We start from the raw sequence: 18,617 nt of genomic DNA on the forward strand, positions 1-18,617 counted from the left end.
GCCTCGCAATGACCGCTCGTCGAATGCTTTACCAAAATAGGTTGCAATTCATGAACTGATCGCTAATGGGCGTTTCCCTTACGTCAGGGAGATGACCAAAAATGAGTTTTCGTACCGCAACCAAGCGTACCCTCGCGCTTTTGCTTTGCAGCGCCACAGCAACCCCCTTCGCTGCCCACGCCCAGCAACAGGCTCCTGGTGAAGACGAGCCCGATCTATCGCAAGAAGCGACCACCGGAGAGCAGCCCGAGGCTCGCGGATCGATCGCAAATATCGGCAACATCATCGTCACGGGCACCAAGACGCAGAACCCCGAAGACGTTCAGGACGTCCCGCTCGCAGTCACCGCTTTCAATGCGGATACTCTCGAAGCGTTCAAGGTTCGCGATGTTCAGGGCCTGACATTCCAGGCGCCGAACGTATCTCTCGACCAGATCGGCACCAGCCGCGGTCAGGCGAACTTCTCGATCCGCGGACTCGGCATCAACTCGTCAATCCCGTCGATCGACCCGACTGTCGGCGTTTTCGTCGACGGCGTGTATCTTGGCATCAATGGCGGTGTCGTTTTCGACCTGTTCGATCTTGAAAGCGTCGAAATCCTGCGCGGTCCACAAGGCGTGCTGTTCGGCCGCAACGTGACGGGCGGCGCGGTGCTCATCAACACCGGCGACCCGACCGAATTCCTCACCGGTAAGTTCCGCGCAGCTGTAGACGGCCCGCTTGTAGACGGCGGACGCGGCGGCGCAAACTACACCGCGTCGGGCGTAATCTCGGGCCCGCTGATCGAAGACGTGCTGCTGTTCAAGGTCGGCGCGTATTACAACAATGACGAAGGCTATTTCCGCAATCTGTTCGATGGATCGAACCACGGTGCTGCGGAAACGTATATCCTTCGCGGTGCGCTCGAAGCGCGTGTCGGCGATCTCACCGTGACCGGTAAGGTCGATTATTTCGACAGCGATGGCGACGGCCCAAGCGCGCAGAACCGCGGCATCTTCGAGCGCGATTCGTTCGATTTCGCGATCGACAATCCCGGTTCATACACCAACGAAACGATCAACGTGTCGGTGACAGCCGAATGGGAAATCGGCCCGGGCACGCTGACCAACGTGTTCGGCTATCGCGATTACGATGCGACCACCGATGCGGATATCGACGCGACCTCGCTCTTCCTGTTCCATTCCAACACGGAAACCGCGCAGGACCAGATCTCGAACGAGATCCGCTATGCAGTGTCGACCGATCGCTTCGACCTGACTGTCGGTGGCTTCTATTTCGACCAGCGGCTCGAATACACCGAGGTCCGCGACATTCCGGTCGCCACTCCGCTCACCTTCTTTGGTGGCGGCGCGCAGGACCACGAAGTTCTCGGCCTGTTTGCCAACGGTCAGTTTTATCTGACCGATGCGCTGTCGGTCATCGGCGGTATCCGCTGGAGCCAGGAAACGAAGGACGCCGACATCACCTTCATCCGGCCGCGTCCGGAATGTTCTGTGGTCGATGGCACCTGCCCGACGACAGGCACCAACCCGTTCATCCCGACGGAGCCGAATGGCTTTTCGGACCGGGTCCGCTTTCGCAACGTTTCGCCGAAAGTCGGCCTGCAATATGAATGGAACAACAGCCAGGTCTACGCGCACTGGACGCGCGGTTTCCGTTCGGGCGGATACAACTTCCGCATCACCGACATTCCGGTGTTCCTGCGCGCGGTCGAGGCGACCGGCGATTTCTTCTTCGATGAAGAGCGCGTCGACAGCTACGAAATCGGCGGCAAGTTCGAAACGGTCGACGGGGCCTTTACGCTTAATGTCGCTGGTTACCTAACCGACATTTCGGACCTGCAGCGCGAGGTCAACCTCGCGGATCCGGGTGCCGGTGTCGTCCAGAACGTGCTCAACACCGCGGATGCGACGATCCTCGGCTTCGAAGCCGAAGCGCGCATGCGCCTCACGGATTCCTTCATCGTAACCGCCAATATCGGCATCATCGATGACGATTACGACGAAGTGTTCTTCGACATTTCGAGCGACGGTGTGGTGGACGAAAACGATCTCAACCTGCGCCTTCCGCGCGTACCCGAGGTCACCTGGGGCATGGGCTTCATCCACGAGCTCTTCCTCGGCGAGAACGAGATCCTGACCCGTGTGAACTACCAGTTCCGGGACGAATTCGCGTTCACCGACAACAATTTCGGCTTTATCCAATCGTCCGACAATCTCGAGGCGAACATCACCTGGGTAACGCCGCTCGAAGGGTTCTCGCTGTCGGTCTATGGCCGCAACCTGTTCGACGAAGTGCAAGCGGGCGGCGACACTCAGGTCCCGTTTGGCGGGCCACTCTCGAACGGCGTCAATCTGCCGTTCGACAATGCGCCCGCTGCCGGCACGTTCTCGCCGCTGTCACGCGGTCGGAACATCGGGATCGAGGCTCTGTTCGAGTTCTGATCCGATCTGAATCGCAAGATTTAGGAAGGGGCGTTCTTCGGAGCGCCCCTTTTTGGTTCAGTCGCTCATCGTCGTCAGCAGCAGGGCGATGGAGCGGTCATCGAAACCGACAAAAGCCCACTCGATCTGGGCATCGGTGAGCGGGTGCCAGCCGAAATACATGCGATTGGTCATTACCGTACGCGACGCCGGATCGAATGCACCCAAAAAATCTCTACCGCATTCCCTCGCCCGTTCCTCGCCCAGCCATGGTGTCCCGGGCAAGGCCATGTTCACGGCAAACGCCTCCCCGAAAGCCGCGACAGCCGATCGCGGCGCGTCGGCATCACCGCTCGGGTCGAGCAATTCCCAGTTTGTGCCGATCGCCTTTAGCCCAAGTGACACGGCGAAGCTGTCTGCAATGGCGAAATGCAATCCCGAGCTGTCTTCAAGCGGGCGGGTCTCGAAGCGCACATCCGCTTGCTCGGACAATGGCCCGCGCCATTTGTCGATGAAAAGGGCGAGCGGTTCGTCTTTGCCGGCCATCGTCAGCCGCGCGCGCCAAACAGTGCTGTGCCGACGCGCACATGAGTCGCGCCCAGTTGCACGGCGGTTTCGTAATCGCCGCTCATGCCCATGCTCAGCCCCTCGACGCCGTTATCCTGCGCGAGCTTCGCCAGAAACGCGAAGAAAGGCGCAGGCTCGATATCGGCTGGCGGAAGGCACATGAGCCCGGCGATCGGAATATCCGCATCGCGAACCTTCGCGAGGAAATCGGGAAGCTCGGCAATTGCGCAGCCGCCCTTCTGGTCCTCGTCGCCGATATTCACTTGCACGAAGCACGGGACGCGCTTTCCAGCCTTGTCCATTGCTTTGGCGAGCGCCTTGAGCAGGCTCGGGCGGTCAAGCGCGTGGATGTAGTCGAACATCGCAACGGCATCGTCGGCCTTGTTGGATTGCAGCTGCCCGATCAGGTGCAATTCGGCGTCAGGAAAGCGTTCGAGCAGCGCGGGCCATTTTTCCTGGGCCTCCTGAACGCGGTTTTCTCCGAATACCCGGTGACCGGCTTCGAGCAGCTGTTCGATCTTTTCAGCGGGATGGGTCTTGCTGACGGCGATCAGCGTGATGTCCTGAGGCTCGCGGCGCGCGGGCTTGCAGATGCGCGCGATATTGGTTTCCACTTCGGCGAGGCGTGAGGCTGCATTTTCCATTGCGCGCGGCTATAGGGCCAGCGTGCGGCAAGACCAATCCCTCCCGAACCTGTGGCTGATATCCGACGCGCGCAATGACGCCGTGCTTGAGGACGCACTGCGCCGCATGCCGCGCGGTTCGGGCTTCATCTATCGCCATTATCATCTCGATGAGGAGAAGCGATACGCTCGCTTTCGTAAGCTGCGGCGGATCGCCCGTGCCTGCAATCACACGGTGGTCTTGGCCGATAGCGCACTCACCGCGACCGATTGGGGTGCGGACGGGATTTACGGTGCGCCCAAGTCTCTATGGCCGAGACGGCGCGAGCTGCTGCATCTGGCGACGGCGCACAATCTGCGCGAAATCGGTGAAGCGAACCTAATAGGTTCAGACGGTGTTCTCCTTTCACCAATATTCAGCACAAATTCCCATCCCGGCGGCCAAGTCTTGGGGCCGGTCCGCTTCAAAGCGCTCGCCCGCTACTCCCGCGCGCCGGTAATTGCGCTCGGGGGAATGGATGCGCGCCGCGCCCGCGCGCTCGATTGGCCCCGTTGGGCCGCAATCGACGGTCTCTCCAAAGGCGCTGTTTACCCCGCAGACGCTTGACCCGGACTCGCCAAGGATTCATGGTGTGTTCTCATCGTCCCGCCCTTGGGGAGCACAATATGGCGAGCCGCGCTATCAATACCCGGAAATCCAACGCAGACTGGCGCGCAGGGCTGCGCCGGAGCATGCGCCGCGCCGCGCAGATGACCGGGGCGGGTATTCTTCTGGCAGCCATGATCTTCCTCGCTCTGGCGCTAGCGAGCTACACTCAGACCGATCCCAGCCCCTCCACCGCCGCCTCTACGGACGACGTAAGCAATTGGATGGGGCTATCGGGAGCGTGGGCGGCCGATCGCGCGCTGTTCATTTTTGGCCTCCCCGCGGTGCTGCTGCTGCCGCTCCTCTACATCTCGGCGCGCAAGTTATGGCGCGATGTCGAAAACGACGATGGAGAGGAAAACATCGAGGAAACAACGCGCTGGTGGCTTCCAACCGGCCTGCTGCTGGTCGCAATGGTATGCCTCGGCACAGTGCTCTCGCTCGCGTTCGACAGCCCGAGCGGAACCCTGCCCGCACAACTGGGCGGAACCTCCGGCTTACTCGGCGCGCGCGGCATTCAGGCGGTCGCCGAACGGTTCGGCGACCAGGCATCCGGCTGGATCATTCTCGGCGCGGCCTTCGCCTGTCTTGCCGTTGGCGTCACCCTGCTCACCCGGATTTTCGCGATCGATTGGCGCGCCCTGCTTACTCTCCCCGAATTTCTCGGCGGAGGATCGCTCGGTGGCGCTTTGCTCTCGCGCCTTCCCTTCGCGCGGGGTAAACGCCAGGAACGGCGCACCTTCATCGATGAAGGGGAGGACGCTCCGGCTCCAAAGGCGCGCCGCAAAAGCAAGGCTGCAGCGCAGGTCGCCCCTGAACCCGCTCCGCGCCGCGCTCCGGAAATCAGCGATCCCTCGTCTCCGCCGAAGAAAGCGGCTGCATCCAAGCAGAAACAGAGCGACATGTTCGCGGCGTACAACCTGCCCAGCCTCGATCTGCTCGCAACGCCACCGGAAGATTCCGGGCCGAAACTCGATAAGCTCGCGCTCGAACGCAATGCGCGCCTGCTCGAAAACGTGCTCGACGATTTCAACGTGAAAGGCGAAATCACGGCCGTTCGCACCGGACCGGTCGTCACGATGTACGAACTCGAACCCGCTCCGGGGATCAAGGCCAGCCGTGTCATAGGCCTCGCAGAAGACATCGCCCGCAATATGAGTGCGATTTCGGCGCGCGTCTCTCCGATTCCCGGGAAAACGGTCATGGGGATCGAATTACCCAATAAAGACAGACAGATGGTGATGCTGAAAGAGCTTGCCGCCTGCGCTGCCTTTGCCGAGTCCAAAGGCAATCTGCCGATCATTCTGGGTAAGGATATCGCCGGCGAACCGATCATCGCCGATCTCGCAGCGATGCCCCACCTGCTGGTCGCGGGCACGACCGGGTCAGGCAAGTCTGTCGGGCTGAACTGCATCCTGCTCTCACTGCTGTACCACTTCACACCCGCGGAATGCCGCCTAATCCTGATCGACCCCAAGGTGCTGGAGCTGAAGAGCTACGATGACATCCCGCACCTGCTCTCCCCGGTGGTTACCGAGCCGCACAAATCCGTTCGCGCGCTGAAATGGGCGGTCGAGGAGATGGAGCAGCGGTACCGGATGATGAGCTCGGTAAATTCGCGCAATATCAACAGCTTCAACGATAAAGTGCGCAGCGCCGCGGCCAACGGCAAGCCGCTTGGCCGGCGGGTGCAGACCGGTTTCGATCCCGATACGGGCGAGCAATTGTTCGAAGAAGAACAGCTCGATTACGAACCGCTGCCGCAAATCGTGCTCATCGTCGATGAACTCGCCGATCTGATGGTCACGGTGGGCAAGGAAATCGAGGTTCTGATCCAGCGCCTCAGCCAGAAATCGCGCGCTGCAGGCATCCATCTGATCATGGCGACACAGCGCCCATCGGTCGACGTCATCACCGGCGTGATCAAGGCGAACCTGCCGACCCGCATCAGCTTCAAGGTGACGAGCCGGATCGACAGCCGCACCATCCTCGGCGAACAGGGCGCCGAGCAGCTGCTGGGCAAGGGCGACATGCTCTACAAGCCCAATACCGGCGCGATGGTGCGCGTCCACGGTCCCTTCGTAAGCGATGAGGAGGTCGAAGCCGTTGCCGATTTCTGGCGCGCGCAAGGCTCGCCCGAATATGTCGATGCGGTCACCGAAGAACCCGAAGATGGCGGCGGCCTCAATTTCGAAGACGATCTTACCGCATCGGACAGCCCGGAAGAGCGCAAATACCGCCAGGCCTGCCAGATCGTGATCGAGAACCAGAAAGCGTCTGGCTCGTGGCTCCAGCGGCAAATGGGCGTTGGCTACAACACCGCCGCCAAATGGATCGAACGCATGGAAAGCGAAGGCCTCGTCGGCCCAGCCAACCATGTCGGGCGACGCGAGATCTTTCGCGATCAGGATGGCAACCCGCTCTGAGAGAAGATGGCGAAGTGAATAAGTGACGTCGCGCTGCGAGAAATAGGCAATCACAGCACCGAGCCTGACAGGGTGGCGAAAGCAGGTGTCGAGCCCTAGGGATTAGGTGTTATATCTGGTGGTGGAGAGTGCGCGCTCAGCTTGCCGAAGCAGCCTCTGTTTCGCTCTCGGCTTCACCGGTCAGGTCCGCGCGTGTCATCACGATCAGCTCGTTCACCTTGCGCTCGTTCTCGGCCATTTTGTCGGGCGGCGATGCGACCATGCCGATCCGGGCCAGCGGGCCGTCTGCCGACCAGCTTTTGACCCATTCCTGCAGAAAGGCATCAAGTCCGGGGATCGCGCGCATATGCGCTTTCTTCACATAGACATAGAGCGGTCGAGCGCCCGGATAGGCGAAACTGGAGATGTTTTCATAGGTCGGATCGACCCCGTTCATCGGTAGGCCCAGCACCTTGTCGGAGTTTTCATCGAGATAAGAGAAACCGAACACGCCGATGGCGCGCGGATTGCTCTCGATCTTCTGGACGATCAGATTGTCCTGCTCGCCCTGGTCGACATAGGCGCCGTCCGAGCGGACTTCTGTGCAAATCTGCTGGTGACGGTCCTCATCCTGCTCCTTCAGCTCTTCCATCTGCGGATTGGTATCGCAGCCTACCTCCAGCACCAGTTCCTTGAGCGCATCGCGCGTCCCCGACGTGCTGGGCGGGCCGTAGACGAGGATAGGCACATCCGGCAGCGAGGAATCGACGTCGGACCAGTTCTGGGCGGTTTGATCCTCGCCATATGGGTTCGCCGCCAGCGCCTCGTATACGATTTTCGGTGACAAGTTGAGCTCGATGCCTCCCGCCGCGGAAGCAAAGGCAATGCCGTCCAGCCCGACTTGCAGCTCGATCACCTCCTCCACACCGTTGGCCATACAGCGTTCGAATTCGGACAATTTCATCCGGCGCGATGCATTGGCCATATCGGGCGAATCCGCGCCGACCTTGGAACAGAACAGCTGGATGCCGCCGCCGGTCCCGGTGGATTCGATCAGCGGCGACTTGTTGTCGGGGTTGGAGCGCGCATAGCTTTCGGCCACCTGTTTGGCGAAAGGGTATACGGTGGAGGAGCCCACTGCGCGAATGGAATCGCGGGATCCGCCCCCGCCACCGGCATCACAGGCGGAAAGCGTGAAGGCCGCAGTGGCCAGGCACCCCAGAATGAAAGCTTTCGTGTTCGTCAATTCTCATCTCCAAGCGAGAATTCCGCTAATACCGTGTTATGACAGCCGCGTGACCATCGGCTGCCTGCCGCGCAGTGGTTAATCAATCCGCGTGCGAACCTCAGATATTCACCGCAATTGCAGCTATTTTGTGCCTTAACGCGGCTCAATGTAAACCCATTGGTAGGGGTTCGGGCCTAGTTTGCCTGCGTGCTGAGAACCTGCCTCTTCCGATTGTTTCTCGTCCTTGCGGCTTTGCAGATGGTGTTGCTGTCGGCGCCTTTGAGCGCGCAGGAGCAGGGTCGAGCGGATTCCGCGGTCGCTTGCCATGCCGCCTCGGGCACTGAGCGCACATTTGCGGACATGACATCCGCAGTCATGTGGACCTGCGAGCCCAGAGGTTTCCAGACCGACCGCCCGGTTGGCTGGCTGCGTTTCGATGCCACTTACTGGCAGGATGGCGCGTCCCCTCGGTTTTTCTTCAGCCGGATCGCAAGGTTCGAGACGATTACATTCGCGGCCATCGACGAAAGTGGCGCGATGCGCACGGCGAGTTTTGCGGAAGATGAGGCGGAGACCTTTCCCGGTGGTCCGGTTTTCCGGCTACCCCTCCCTGAATTGCGACCCGAAACGCAGGTGCTCTTGGTGCGGATCGACCGTCCGCACTCGGCACCGCTTCTGGCCGAGGCCCGCCTGGCCGCCGATCCTGATAGCCTGCACTGGTCGATGACGCAGATGATGGTGCTCGCAATGGTCATCGGCATGCTGCTGTTGCCGCTGCTTTTCGACCTGGGTTTCTTCGCCGTTTTGCGCGAACGCTTCGTCGCGCTTCATGCCGTCATGGTCATCGCGATGATGGTCTACGTCCTGTTCGCCGGAGGTTTGATCAGCTTGGTCGTAAGCCTGCCGGTGGCGGTTGTTGCCATAGCGGGACCATTGGCGTGGGCAATCGGCTGCGGGGTCTCCGCGCTGTTCCTCGCCAAATTCCTTGAAGAGGATGCGCAGTCGAAACAGATGCGCATCCTCACGCAGGCCACCGGTATCTGGACGATCATCGTGCCCGGTTTCTTCGCATTGCAATTGCATGCAACGCAGGCTTACGATGACCGGCTCTATTTCTACACTTTCCTGCCCACTATCGCCGTGATCAGTGCGGCCCTGGTCGAGGCGGTGCTGCGCGGCAGCCGATCGGCCCGGTTCGTGACTGTTGCGTGGATTCCGCTGATCCTTGCTTCGATCGAGCGGCTCTGGCGCGGTCTCGGCATATATGTCGGCCCGCCCGAGCTCGATTTGCTGCTGTTTGTCGCGACCGGATTCGAAGTCACGATAATCAGCCTTGCGATTGCAGATCGGTTCTTCGCCATTCGCCGCGAAAGAGACGAAGCTGTCGAAAGCGCCATGGAGCTGTCGCGCCTGTCCGAACGCGATCCGCTCACCGGCCTCATGAACCGCCGCGCCATCACCGCCCGGTTCCCGGATCTGATCGCAAAGGGCTTCGACACCTTTGCACTTGTCGACCTCGACCGCTTCAAGCAGGTCAATGACAAGCATGGACATCAGGCTGGTGACGCCGCTCTGGTCGCAGCGGCCGAAGCGCTGAGAGTGCGCGGCAGCCGAGACAGTGTCCCCGTTCGGCTCGGCGGCGAAGAATTCGTCGTGCTGCTGAGAGGCCCGGACGCCATCAATCGTGTCGAAGCACTGCGGCAGGCCATCCCGCTTCATGTCGCGCGCAAAATACCCGGCCTCGAAGCGCCGCTTACCGCAAGTATGGGGGTGGTCGAAATGCCGCGCTCGGCCACGGCGGACATGACGTTCGGGGAATTCTATGCGCGCGCAGACAAGTTGCTCTACGACGCCAAAAAAGCAGGGCGCAACCGCATGAATTTCGAGCGGCTCAAGGTGTTCAGCGAAGCGCCGCCATCGCGCCGCCCGAAACGCAAACGCGCCGCCTAGCGCGAGGCTGAACCCGCCTGAAACGGCGCGATCACTTCGGGGCGGACGCGCGCCAATCGCTTGGTCTCCTTGTCGAGCATGGCCCAGGTCGTCTGCGCGGATACGAGCCGCTTTCCGTCGGCGCTCGTGAAGTCGACATGCCGCACCGATTTCGCGCCGCGCGGCGGATCGGGAATCCAGGTTTCGCCGTGCGCGATATCGCCTTCCGCGATGTTGCCGCGGTAATCGATCTCATGCCGGATCACGACCCAGAAAAACTGCGCATGGTCCTCCGCCCGCGCGGCCGCGTCCCAATGCGCGGTGGCGAGATCCTGGATCCACTGCACCCACACCGAATTGTTGACGTGGCCAAGTTCATCGATGTGCGCTGGCGCAGCAGTGAAGGTTTTCGAGAAGCAGAGGGTCACGGGCAGGCCTCACTGAAGGCACACGAGATCCGCAGCCGTAAAACAGGTTTGAACCCGATGTATGCTCCAATCACCGCAATGAAGATCACCGGCTTCGTGTAATTGTGAGCCTTCACCAAGGTATCACTCGCTTTCCGCCATACCCATCTGCCACAGGATGAAGGCGAATTCCTCCGCCGTTTCATAGAGCGAATTCCAGCGGCCCGATTTGCCTCCGTGGCCTGCGCCCATGTTGGTCTTGAGCAGCAGCACATTGTCGTCGGTCTTGTATTCGCGCAGTTTGGCGACCCATTTTGCGGGCTCCCAATAGGTGACGCGCGGATCGTTGAGCCCGGCGGTCACCAGCAGCGGCGGATATTCCTGCGCAGTCACCTGGTCGTAGGGGCTGTAGGAAAGGATGTAGGCGAAGGCCTGCTTGCTCTCGATCGGGTTGCCCCATTCCTGCCATTCGCCCGGTGTCAGCGGCAGTTCTTCGTTGAGCATCGTGTTCAGCACATCGACGAAGGGGACGTGCGCAACCACCGCTCCGTATTGCGCGGGGTCCTGATTGATGATCGCGCCCATCAGCTCGCCGCCCGCCGAGCCGCCGCTCGCGGTCACCTTGCCCTCGGCCGTGTAGCCTTGCGCGATCAGGCCGCGGCCCACATCGACGAAATCGTTGAAGGTGTTGGCCCGCTCGTTGAGCTTGCCCTGAAGATACCAGCGCCGCCCCAGATCATCGCCGCCGCGAATATGCGCGATGGCATAGGCAAAACCGCGATCGATCAGGCTGAGCCGGGTGGTCGAGAACCCCGGCGGAACCGCATAACCGTACGCACCATAAGCGTAGAGATGCAGCGGACCTGCTTCGCCGCCGTTCATCTGGTCGCGGTCTTTGCGCATCACAATGCTAACCGGGACCATCGTCCCGTCGCGTGCCTGAATCTCGATCCGCTCGGTCGTGTAGAGATTGGCGTCGTAACCGCTCGGAATTTCCTGCTGCTTGAGCTGTTCGAGCGAACGGCTCGCCACGTCGTAATCGAACACCGTGTCGGGCGTGATCATGCTTTCGTAGGAGAGTCGCAGCTTGGCCTGATCGTATTCCGGATTGTTCGAAAGACCGGCATTGTAGCTCGCCTCAGGAAAAGCGATCGGCGCAGCGCTGGTCGGCGCATCGTAGCTGCGGATCTGCACCTGATCGAGCCCGTTCAGCCGTCCCTCGGTGACGAGGAAATCCTTGAAGAGCTCGAAATCGGTGAGGTAAAATTCGTCCCTACCTGCGATCACGGTTTCCCAATTGCCGGGCGTGTCGATTGATGCCTTGGCGAGCCGAAAATTGATGTGATCGTCATTGGTGAGGACGAACAGCTCTCCATCGCGAATGTCGATATTGTATTCCACGCCCTTCACGCGCGGCTTCACCAGCACCTGTTCGCCGGTCGGATCATCGGCGGAAACGAAACGCACTTCGCTGGTCTCGTTGTCGCCGGTCGAAATGACCAGATAGTCCTCCTGCGCGGAAAGGCCCGCGCCGACGCGGAACGAGATATCGTCCTCGGTGAAGATCTCGACATCCTCGCTGGTCGGCGTACCGATCGTGTGGAGGCGGACGTTGTTGACCCGCCAATTGTCGTCGACCTTGCTGTAGGCAAGGATCGTATCGCCTTTGAGCCAGGTCAGCCCCGAAAGCGTTTCGGGAATTTCGTCGGCGAGCAGTTCGCCGGTCTGCAAATCCTTGATCCGCGCCGTGAAGCGCTCCGACCCGTTGGTATCGGTCGAGTAAGCGAGGTAGCGGCCATTCTTGCTCACAGAAACCGCGCCAAGGCGGAAATATTCGAGACCTTCCGCGAGCGCGGTTTCATCGAGGATCAACTGGTCATCGCCGCCGGCCACGGGCCTGCGCCAGTGCTTGCGATATTGCGCGCCTTCTTCGAATTCGGACCAATAAAGGTAATCGCCCCGGCGCTGCGGTACGGTGCTGTCATCCTCCTTGATCCGCGCGCGCATCTCGGTGAACAGCGCCTCGGTCAATTCCTTGTGCGGCGCCATCTTGGTCTCGAACCAGGCGTTCTCCGCCTTGAGGTAATCCAGCACATCCTCGTCATCCACCGTCGGATAGGATTTGTCGTAAAGCCAGTCATACGGATCGGAGATCGTGATGCCGTGCCGGGTGTAGCTGTGCTCGCGCTTTTCGGCGACGGGCGGAGAAGTGGGAGCAGCGGTGTCGGAAGTGGTCACGCCGGTTTGGTCCTCATTGTTGGATGCGTTGGCCTGAAACGGCAGGGCAAGAGCAAGTGCAGCGGCAAATGCGGCGCACATCTTTGGGCGGGTCATCGGGATGGTCTTCATCGAAAGCTCGGGTCTGCGCGACGCCAGATCGCTTGGGTGGAAAGCGGCCGCCATCCGGCCTATGTGTGGGGTTAGTAATGACAATTTCGCGCAGCACAATGCCGCGTGTGAAGCAGGACGATAGACCGATGCTGATGCAGACCCACGAAGCCCGCCTGAAAGCCCTGCGAGAGGAGCTGAAGCGCCGCGATCTTGAAGGGTTCATCGTACCGATCTCCGATGAGCATATGAGCGAATATGTCGGCGATTACGCGCAGCGACTGCACTGGCTCACGGGGTTTGGCGGATCGGCAGGGTTCGCGGCGGTGACGCGCGATCATGCGGCGATCTTCGTCGATGGCAGATACACCGTGCAGGTGCGCGACCAGGTCGATGAAAGCCTGTTCGAATATCGCAGCATCCCCGCGGATACGCTCGGCGAATGGCTGATCGAAAAGGCGGATAAGGGCGCGAAAATCGCTTACGATTCATGGCTGCACACGTGGAGCTGGGTGGAAGCGCTGGAGAACGTCGTAGGCCCCAAGGGGATCGAGATGGTGCCCGCGGCGAGCAATCCGATCGACGCGGTCTGGGCCGACCAGCCGCAGCCCTCCGGTGCGGCCGCGATGGTCCATGATGACGGGCTGTCAGGCCAGTCTTCGGCAGAGAAACGCGCAGGAATCGCTGACTGGCTCAGCGAGAACGATCTGGACGCGGTGGTTGTCCCGGCGCTCGATTCGATTGCATGGCTTCTGAACATTCGCGGCGCGGACGTGGCGCACACCCCGGTGGCGCTTTCCTATGTGATCGCGCATAGCGACGGGCGGGCGGAGCTTTTCATCGCTCCGGACAAGATGACGCCCGAAGTCGCCCAGCACCTCGGCAATGCGGTCAGCGTGCGCGGCCGCGACGAGTTCGAAGCGGCGCTCGGCGAATTCTCCGGCAAGCGCGTTAGTGTCGATCCCGATTTCGGCGTGGTCGGCATCGCGCAGGGTCTGCGCGCAGGCGGCGCGGACTTCGTATTCAAGCGGGACCCGACGATCCTTGCCAAGGCGATCAAGAACCCAGCGGAGCAACAGGGTCAGCGCGACGCGCAGGAGCGCGACGGCGCGGCGGTAAGCCGGTTCCTGCGCTGGCTTGAGGAAACCGCGCCATCAGGCGAAGTGGACGAGCTCACCGCCGCCGCGAAGCTCGAAGGGTTCCGGCGCGAGCACGGCGACCTGCGCGACACATCTTTCGACACGATCAGCGCCGCGGCAGGGCATGCCGCGCTGCCGCACTACAAGGTCGATGAGGACACGAATATCCCGATCCCGCCCGGATCGATCTATCTGGTCGACAGCGGCGGACAATATCCCGCCGGCACGACCGACATTACGCGCACCGTATGGATCAATTCGGCAGACGGCGCGGCGCAGCCGACCGCCGAAATGAAGGACCGCTTTACCCGCGTTCTCAAGGGGCACATCCAGATCGACCAACTCATTTTCCCGCAAGGAACCAATGGCGGTCAGATCGATGCGCTCGCGCGCCAGTATTTGTGGGAAGCCGGGGTCGATTACGCCCACGGCACCGGCCACGGTGTCGGCAGTTTCCTTGGCGTGCACGAAGGCCCACAGCGCATTGCAAAGCCTTCGGGCGGGCAGGCCGGGACGAGCCAGGAGCTGTTCGCAGGCATGATCTGCTCGAACGAGCCGGGCTACTACAAAGCGGGCGAATACGGCATCCGGATCGAGAACCTTGTGCTGATCGTCGAGCAGGATATCGACGGCGCGGAGGGACGATATCTCGGTTTCGAGCCGCTCACATTCGTCCCGCTCGACCGCACGCTCATCGAAAAGGGCCTGCTGACGGAGGAAGAAATCGCCTGGGTCGATTCCTATCACGAGAAAGTGCGCGCGCTGATCGCGCCGCAGCTGGACGGCGAAGACCTCGCGTGGCTGGAGCGTCACTGCGCCCCGCTTTGATCATAAGTAATTGACAAGTATAGAGCCTACCTGCACTATAACATGCCCATGAATAATAAAGGGTTGGCTAAAATGATTAAGACTTTTTGTCTGACTTTCATTGTATCAGCAGGTGTTGCTTTTTCTGCATCATACTCGACCGAGGCCTTTGCAACTTCCTTTGACCCCGTTCCATTCTGTCTGGAAAATGCGGATTTTTTTGGCGGATTTGAGGAGTGCCTGGCTGAGGTAACGTTCGACGATGTCGATGACCCTGGAAGCCCAGGTGATCCGCCCCCATCAACGTCGCCTGGCGGCAAATTGCCGATAAACTTTTGCTCCGGAAGGCTGGATTGCGAGGGCCTCGGAGGGGCTTAAGTGACGCAGCTACACTTTGCGGCAATTGAGCTAAAACAATAGTTGATCGCATGCATTTGCTTAGATCATGATGTTCCTATAATGTTCTTATTTGGCGAGTCGCAGTTCAGCGGCCTCGCCTTAGGAGGACATTCGCATGATCGGCTACGTAACTCTTGGCACTAATGACCTGCCGCGCGCGGCGAAATTCTACGATGCGGTCGCGAAGCATTTCGGCGTCGGGCGGATGATGGATTTCGGCACGTTCATCGCCTGGGGTGAAATGGGCGGCGCACCCGGCATCGCAGCGACCAAGCCTTTCGATGAAAAGGAAGCGACCGTGGGCAATGGCACCATGGTGGCTCTGCAGGTCGACGCCCCGGAAAAGGTGAAAGCGGTTTACGACACGGCGCTTGCCAATGGCGGCACCGACGAAGGCGCACCCGGCCCGCGCGGCGATGATGGCTTTTACGCAGGCTACTTTCGCGATCCGGACGGCAACAAATTGAATGTGTTTTGCATGACCGCGCCGGAATGATTGCACGCAGGTGAACGCGCAGGCGGGCTTGATACAATCTGCGACAATTATGCCGGATTTCGGCATAAGCCTGCGACATGCGCGCTCTAGAACAGGTTTCACGAGTTGCGGTGAGAGAGCCCGGTGGCTTTGCGACTCCCCTTGAACTGAGGCGGCTGTTCCCCTGGGCCGCCAAGTCAGCCATCGCCCTCTCGCCGCGGCTCTCCTGAAATCCTTCTGGAGAACCATAATGCGTAAACTCACCCTGACCCTTTCTGCCGCGGCCCTCGCCTTGGGCGGTGCTGGCGTGGCTCTCGCCGATCATCACGGTGACAAGCGCGGTCCGATGGCAGCGGACACCGACAATGACGGCGTCATCACTCTCGCGGAAGCCACAGCCCACGGGGCCGAGCGCTTTCAGAAAATGGACGCCAATTCCGATGGTGTTCTCAACCGCGAAGACCGCGCGCTGCGCCGCGCCGCGCGCTTCGAAGCGGCGGACGCCGATGGCAATGGCGAACTGACTGCTGCCGAAATGGCCGCGGCGCGCGAAGCCCGCCAGGCCGAAAGATCCGAGCGCCGCGCTGAGCGTCAGGCGGCGCGCTTTGCGAGGCTCGACACCGACAATAGCGGCGGCGTGAGCGAAACCGAGCTCGAGGCCGGAATGCAGGCGCGCGGTGAAAGGCGCGAAGGCAGGCGCGGCGGACGTCGTGGCGGCCACGCAATGCACATGCTGCGCCAGGCGGACACGAACGGCGATGAGGCGATTTCGCGTGAGGAATTCGATGCAGCGATCCTCGCTCGTTTCAACCGCGTCGATGCTGACGGTTCGGGTAGCATAACCGCCGAAGAACGCGCCGCCGCCAAGGAGGCGCGCAAGCAAGCCCGCGCCGAACGCCGCGCCAATCGCGGTGATCGCTCCAACTAAGTCTCCCTCGCGAAGCCCGAACATGGCCAGATATTGGGTTGCCCCTCTGGTCCGGTTCGCTTCCACCGGCTCGGCTTGCGTCCCATGACGGGTTGCGTGCCGGGCCGGTTCCTTTCATGACCCCGCTCGAGGCTGTGACGAAGCAGGGGCGCGGTGCGCACGAGGATAGATGACCAACGATACCCCCATCTCGGTCCTGCTGGTCGATGACGAGCCGACGCTGCGCGAGCCGCTCGCCGAATACCTGACGGGGCAGGGATTTGCCGTGACCGAAGCTGCAAGCGCGCCGGCCGCCCGCAGCGAGCTGACTTCCGCGCAGCCAGATATCGTCTTGCTCGACATCATGATGCCCGGCGAAGACGGGCTGTCGCTCTGCCGTCATCTGGTCGAGACCCGCAAGCTGCCTGTCATCTTCCTGACCGCCCGCAGCGAGGCGACCGACCGGATCGTCGGACTGGAACTCGGCGCCGACGATTACGTGGTCAAACCGTTCGAACCGCGAGAGCTCGTCGCGCGTATCCGCACGGTCCTGCGCCGCGCCGCGCGCGGGGCTTCCACCCCCGCAGATGAAGAAGACTGGCTCTATGAATTCGAAGGCTGGCAGCTCGATCCGCTCAAGCGCAAGCTGAGCGATCCCGAAGGCGTCACGGTGCCAATCTCCACTGCGGAATTTCGCCTGCTGCGCGCATTCCTCGATCGCCCGCGAGTCGTGCTCGATCGGGACCAGCTGCTCGATATCGTCCAGGGCCGCACCGCGCACCTCTTCGACCGCGCCGTCGACAATCAGGTCAGCCGATTGCGCCGCAAGGTGGAGGCCGACACCCGCAACCCCCAATTCATCCAGACCGTGCGCGGCGGCGGATACCGCTTTGCCGCCGATGTTCGTCGCAGCGTCCGCAGCGCGCCGGAATGAAACGCCTGCTGCCCCAAAGCCTGCTTGGTCAGACGCTGTTCGCCATCGGCGCGGCGCTGCTGATCACGCAGCTCGTATCCGCAACTCTGCTTTACCGCGCAGCCGAAAGCAGGCTGGAGGCGAGCGTTCTGAACCGCGCGGCGCTCGCTCTGCTCGTCGACCCGGAAGCGCGTGAACGCATTCGGCGGATCGATATCGAGAGGTCGAGCGGTTTCGCTGCATCGACACGCGGACCGTGGCGGAGAATGCGCACGCGGATTAGCGATACAGCTCCATTGATGGCAGGCGAAGCGAACATGGCCGGGCGCGCGAGCGATCTTGCTAACATCCTTGCGAGCCAGGGCATTCGCCCGGTGGCCGTCCAGCTGACAGAGAGGCGCGCCGGGGACGATCCGGCCATGCAGGCGAGAGCGCGCCGTAGCCCGCGCTTTGCTGCGCGCCCCGGTTGGGCAGACGAGACTTTGGTCGTTGCAGGCATCCAGCTTGAACAGGGAGGGCCATGGCGGACGACACGAGTGACCGTGCCACGACGCGAACCGCGCGTGATCGGCGGCATCGTCGTCCAGACCGCGATCCTGTTTATCGTGTTGATGACGGTGCTGTTCTTCTTCCTGCGCCGGATCACTCAGCCGCTCGCGCGCTTGACCGAGCGGGTGAGCGATTTCTCCAGACGCCCGGACAAATCGGTGACGCTGAAAGAAAGCGGCCCGTCCGATACACGCAGGCTCATCGCCGCGCACAATGCGATGGAGGCGCGCATCGCTGCGCTGCTCGATGAAAAGGACGTGATGCTCGGCGCGATCGGGCACGATCTCAAGACGCCGCTCGCCGCGCTGCGGGTCAGGATCGAAAGCGTGCCCGATGACGTGCAGCGCCAGCGCATGGCCGAGAGTATCGAGGATATCACAGCAACGCTCGACGATATCCTGACGCTTGCCCGCGTCGGCAGGTCTCGCAACACTTTCGAGCAGGTCGATCTCGGCGCATTGGCAGCCGGCATCGTCGATGAATTCGAGGATTTGGGCCAGCCGGTCGCGATGATGGAGTTCAATCGCATAGTCGCGCCGGTGCAGGTAACTTGGCTGAAGCGCGCGCTGCGCAATCTCGTCAGCAACGCCGTCCGCTACGGCGAAAGCGCGGAAATCTCGGTGATCGAAGAGAAGGGTCACGCAATCCTGCGAGTCGATGATCACGGCCCTGGCATTCCCCCGGATCGCATCGCCAAGATGATGGAGCCCTTTACGCGCGGCGAAGCATCCCGCAACCGCGCCACCGGCGGGGCGGGGCTCGGCCTTACGCTCGCGCGCGCCATCGCCCAGCAGCATGGCGGCGACCTGGTGCTCAACAGCCGAGAGGAGGGTGGGTTGAGAGCAGAAATCAGAATTCCGCTCGCGAAATAG

Annotated in this window: 16 protein-coding genes; 11 read left to right on the top strand and 5 right to left on the bottom strand. The window is 61.4% G+C overall.

The genetic code is table 11. The features are described from left to right. The first annotated feature begins 101 nt into the window (after positions 1-101). Positions 102-2,444, top strand: coding sequence for a TonB-dependent receptor (locus tag IB285_RS12055; RefSeq protein ID WP_190788402.1), 2,343 nt, complete (start codon positions 102-104; stop codon positions 2,442-2,444). 57 nt (positions 2,445-2,501) lie between these two features. On the opposite strand, the gene IB285_RS12060 is transcribed toward IB285_RS12055, so the two are convergent. Both IB285_RS12060 and IB285_RS12065 read right to left on the bottom strand, forming a co-directional pair. After that, positions 2,502-2,969, bottom strand: coding sequence for a hypothetical protein (locus tag IB285_RS12060; RefSeq protein WP_190788403.1), 468 nt, complete (start codon positions 2,967-2,969; stop codon positions 2,502-2,504). Between the two features lie 2 nt (positions 2,970-2,971). Beyond that, positions 2,972-3,634, bottom strand: a complete 663-nt coding sequence (locus IB285_RS12065) for a YggS family pyridoxal phosphate-dependent enzyme (protein WP_190788404.1) — start codon at positions 3,632-3,634, stop codon at positions 2,972-2,974. A 22-nt stretch (positions 3,635-3,656) separates the two neighbouring features. Between IB285_RS12065 and IB285_RS12070 the strand changes: the two genes are divergently transcribed. Further along, positions 3,657-4,220, top strand: coding sequence for a thiamine phosphate synthase (locus tag IB285_RS12070; RefSeq protein WP_328705888.1), 564 nt, complete (start codon positions 3,657-3,659; stop codon positions 4,218-4,220). 59 nt (positions 4,221-4,279) lie between these two features. Further along, entirely contained in the window at positions 4,280-6,685 is a 2,406-nt protein-coding gene (locus tag IB285_RS12075; RefSeq protein ID WP_190788406.1) for an FtsK/SpoIIIE family DNA translocase, read from the top strand. A 136-nt stretch (positions 6,686-6,821) separates the two neighbouring features. Here the strand turns inward: IB285_RS12075 and IB285_RS12080 are convergent, their stop codons facing one another. Continuing rightward, positions 6,822-7,910, bottom strand: a complete 1,089-nt coding sequence (locus IB285_RS12080; RefSeq protein WP_234033142.1) for a substrate-binding domain-containing protein — start codon at positions 7,908-7,910, stop codon at positions 6,822-6,824. Between the two features lie 342 nt (positions 7,911-8,252). Here IB285_RS12080 and IB285_RS12085 point away from each other — a divergent pair, with 342 nt between their 5' ends. Continuing rightward, complete coding sequence (locus IB285_RS12085; RefSeq protein WP_234033143.1) at positions 8,253-9,842, top strand: GGDEF domain-containing protein; 1,590 nt, start codon at positions 8,253-8,255, stop codon at positions 9,840-9,842. On the opposite strand, the gene IB285_RS12090 is transcribed toward IB285_RS12085, so the two are convergent. After that, a complete protein-coding gene (locus IB285_RS12090; protein WP_190788407.1) occupies positions 9,839-10,249 on the bottom strand; it encodes an acyl-CoA thioesterase in 411 nt (136 codons plus the stop codon). The two genes, IB285_RS12085 and IB285_RS12090, sit on opposite strands and share 4 nt — an antisense overlap. On the opposite strand from IB285_RS12090, the gene IB285_RS12095 reads away from it, so the two are divergent. Beyond that, positions 10,187-10,351: a hypothetical protein gene (locus IB285_RS12095; RefSeq protein ID WP_190789160.1), complete on the top strand. Its 165-nt coding sequence runs from the start codon at positions 10,187-10,189 to the stop codon at positions 10,349-10,351. The genes IB285_RS12090 and IB285_RS12095 overlap by 63 nt on opposite strands. A 21-nt stretch (positions 10,352-10,372) precedes the next feature. Here IB285_RS12095 and IB285_RS12100 read toward each other — a convergent pair whose 3' ends face one another. Next, entirely contained in the window at positions 10,373-12,562 is a 2,190-nt protein-coding gene (locus IB285_RS12100; RefSeq protein ID WP_234033144.1) for a S9 family peptidase, read from the bottom strand. 143 nt (positions 12,563-12,705) lie between these two features. Between IB285_RS12100 and IB285_RS12105 the strand changes: the two genes are divergently transcribed. The 6 genes from IB285_RS12105 (at position 12,706) to IB285_RS12130 (ending at position 18,617) form a co-directional block, all read left to right on the top strand. After that, positions 12,706-14,523, top strand: coding sequence for an aminopeptidase P family protein (locus tag IB285_RS12105; RefSeq protein ID WP_190789105.1), 1,818 nt, complete (start codon positions 12,706-12,708; stop codon positions 14,521-14,523). Between the two features lie 48 nt (positions 14,524-14,571). Then, complete coding sequence (locus IB285_RS12110) at positions 14,572-14,880, top strand: hypothetical protein (RefSeq protein WP_190788408.1); 309 nt, start codon at positions 14,572-14,574, stop codon at positions 14,878-14,880. A 136-nt stretch (positions 14,881-15,016) separates the two neighbouring features. Further along, positions 15,017-15,397, top strand: a complete 381-nt coding sequence (locus tag IB285_RS12115; protein ID WP_190788409.1) for a VOC family protein — start codon at positions 15,017-15,019, stop codon at positions 15,395-15,397. Between the two features lie 229 nt (positions 15,398-15,626). After that, a complete protein-coding gene (locus IB285_RS12120) occupies positions 15,627-16,304 on the top strand; it encodes an EF-hand domain-containing protein (RefSeq protein WP_199803368.1) in 678 nt (225 codons plus the stop codon). Between the two features lie 169 nt (positions 16,305-16,473). Next, complete coding sequence (locus IB285_RS12125; protein ID WP_190788410.1) at positions 16,474-17,217, top strand: response regulator; 744 nt, start codon at positions 16,474-16,476, stop codon at positions 17,215-17,217. Next, the gene (locus IB285_RS12130; protein WP_190788411.1) at positions 17,214-18,617 is read left to right on the top strand and encodes a sensor histidine kinase; all 1,404 of its coding nucleotides are present in this window, start codon (positions 17,214-17,216) and stop codon (positions 18,615-18,617) included. The genes IB285_RS12125 and IB285_RS12130 overlap by 4 nt, the downstream gene beginning before the upstream one ends.

It is taken from the genome of Erythrobacter rubeus, assembly GCF_014705715.1.
Lineage (GTDB): Bacteria > Pseudomonadota > Alphaproteobacteria > Sphingomonadales > Sphingomonadaceae > Erythrobacter > Erythrobacter rubeus.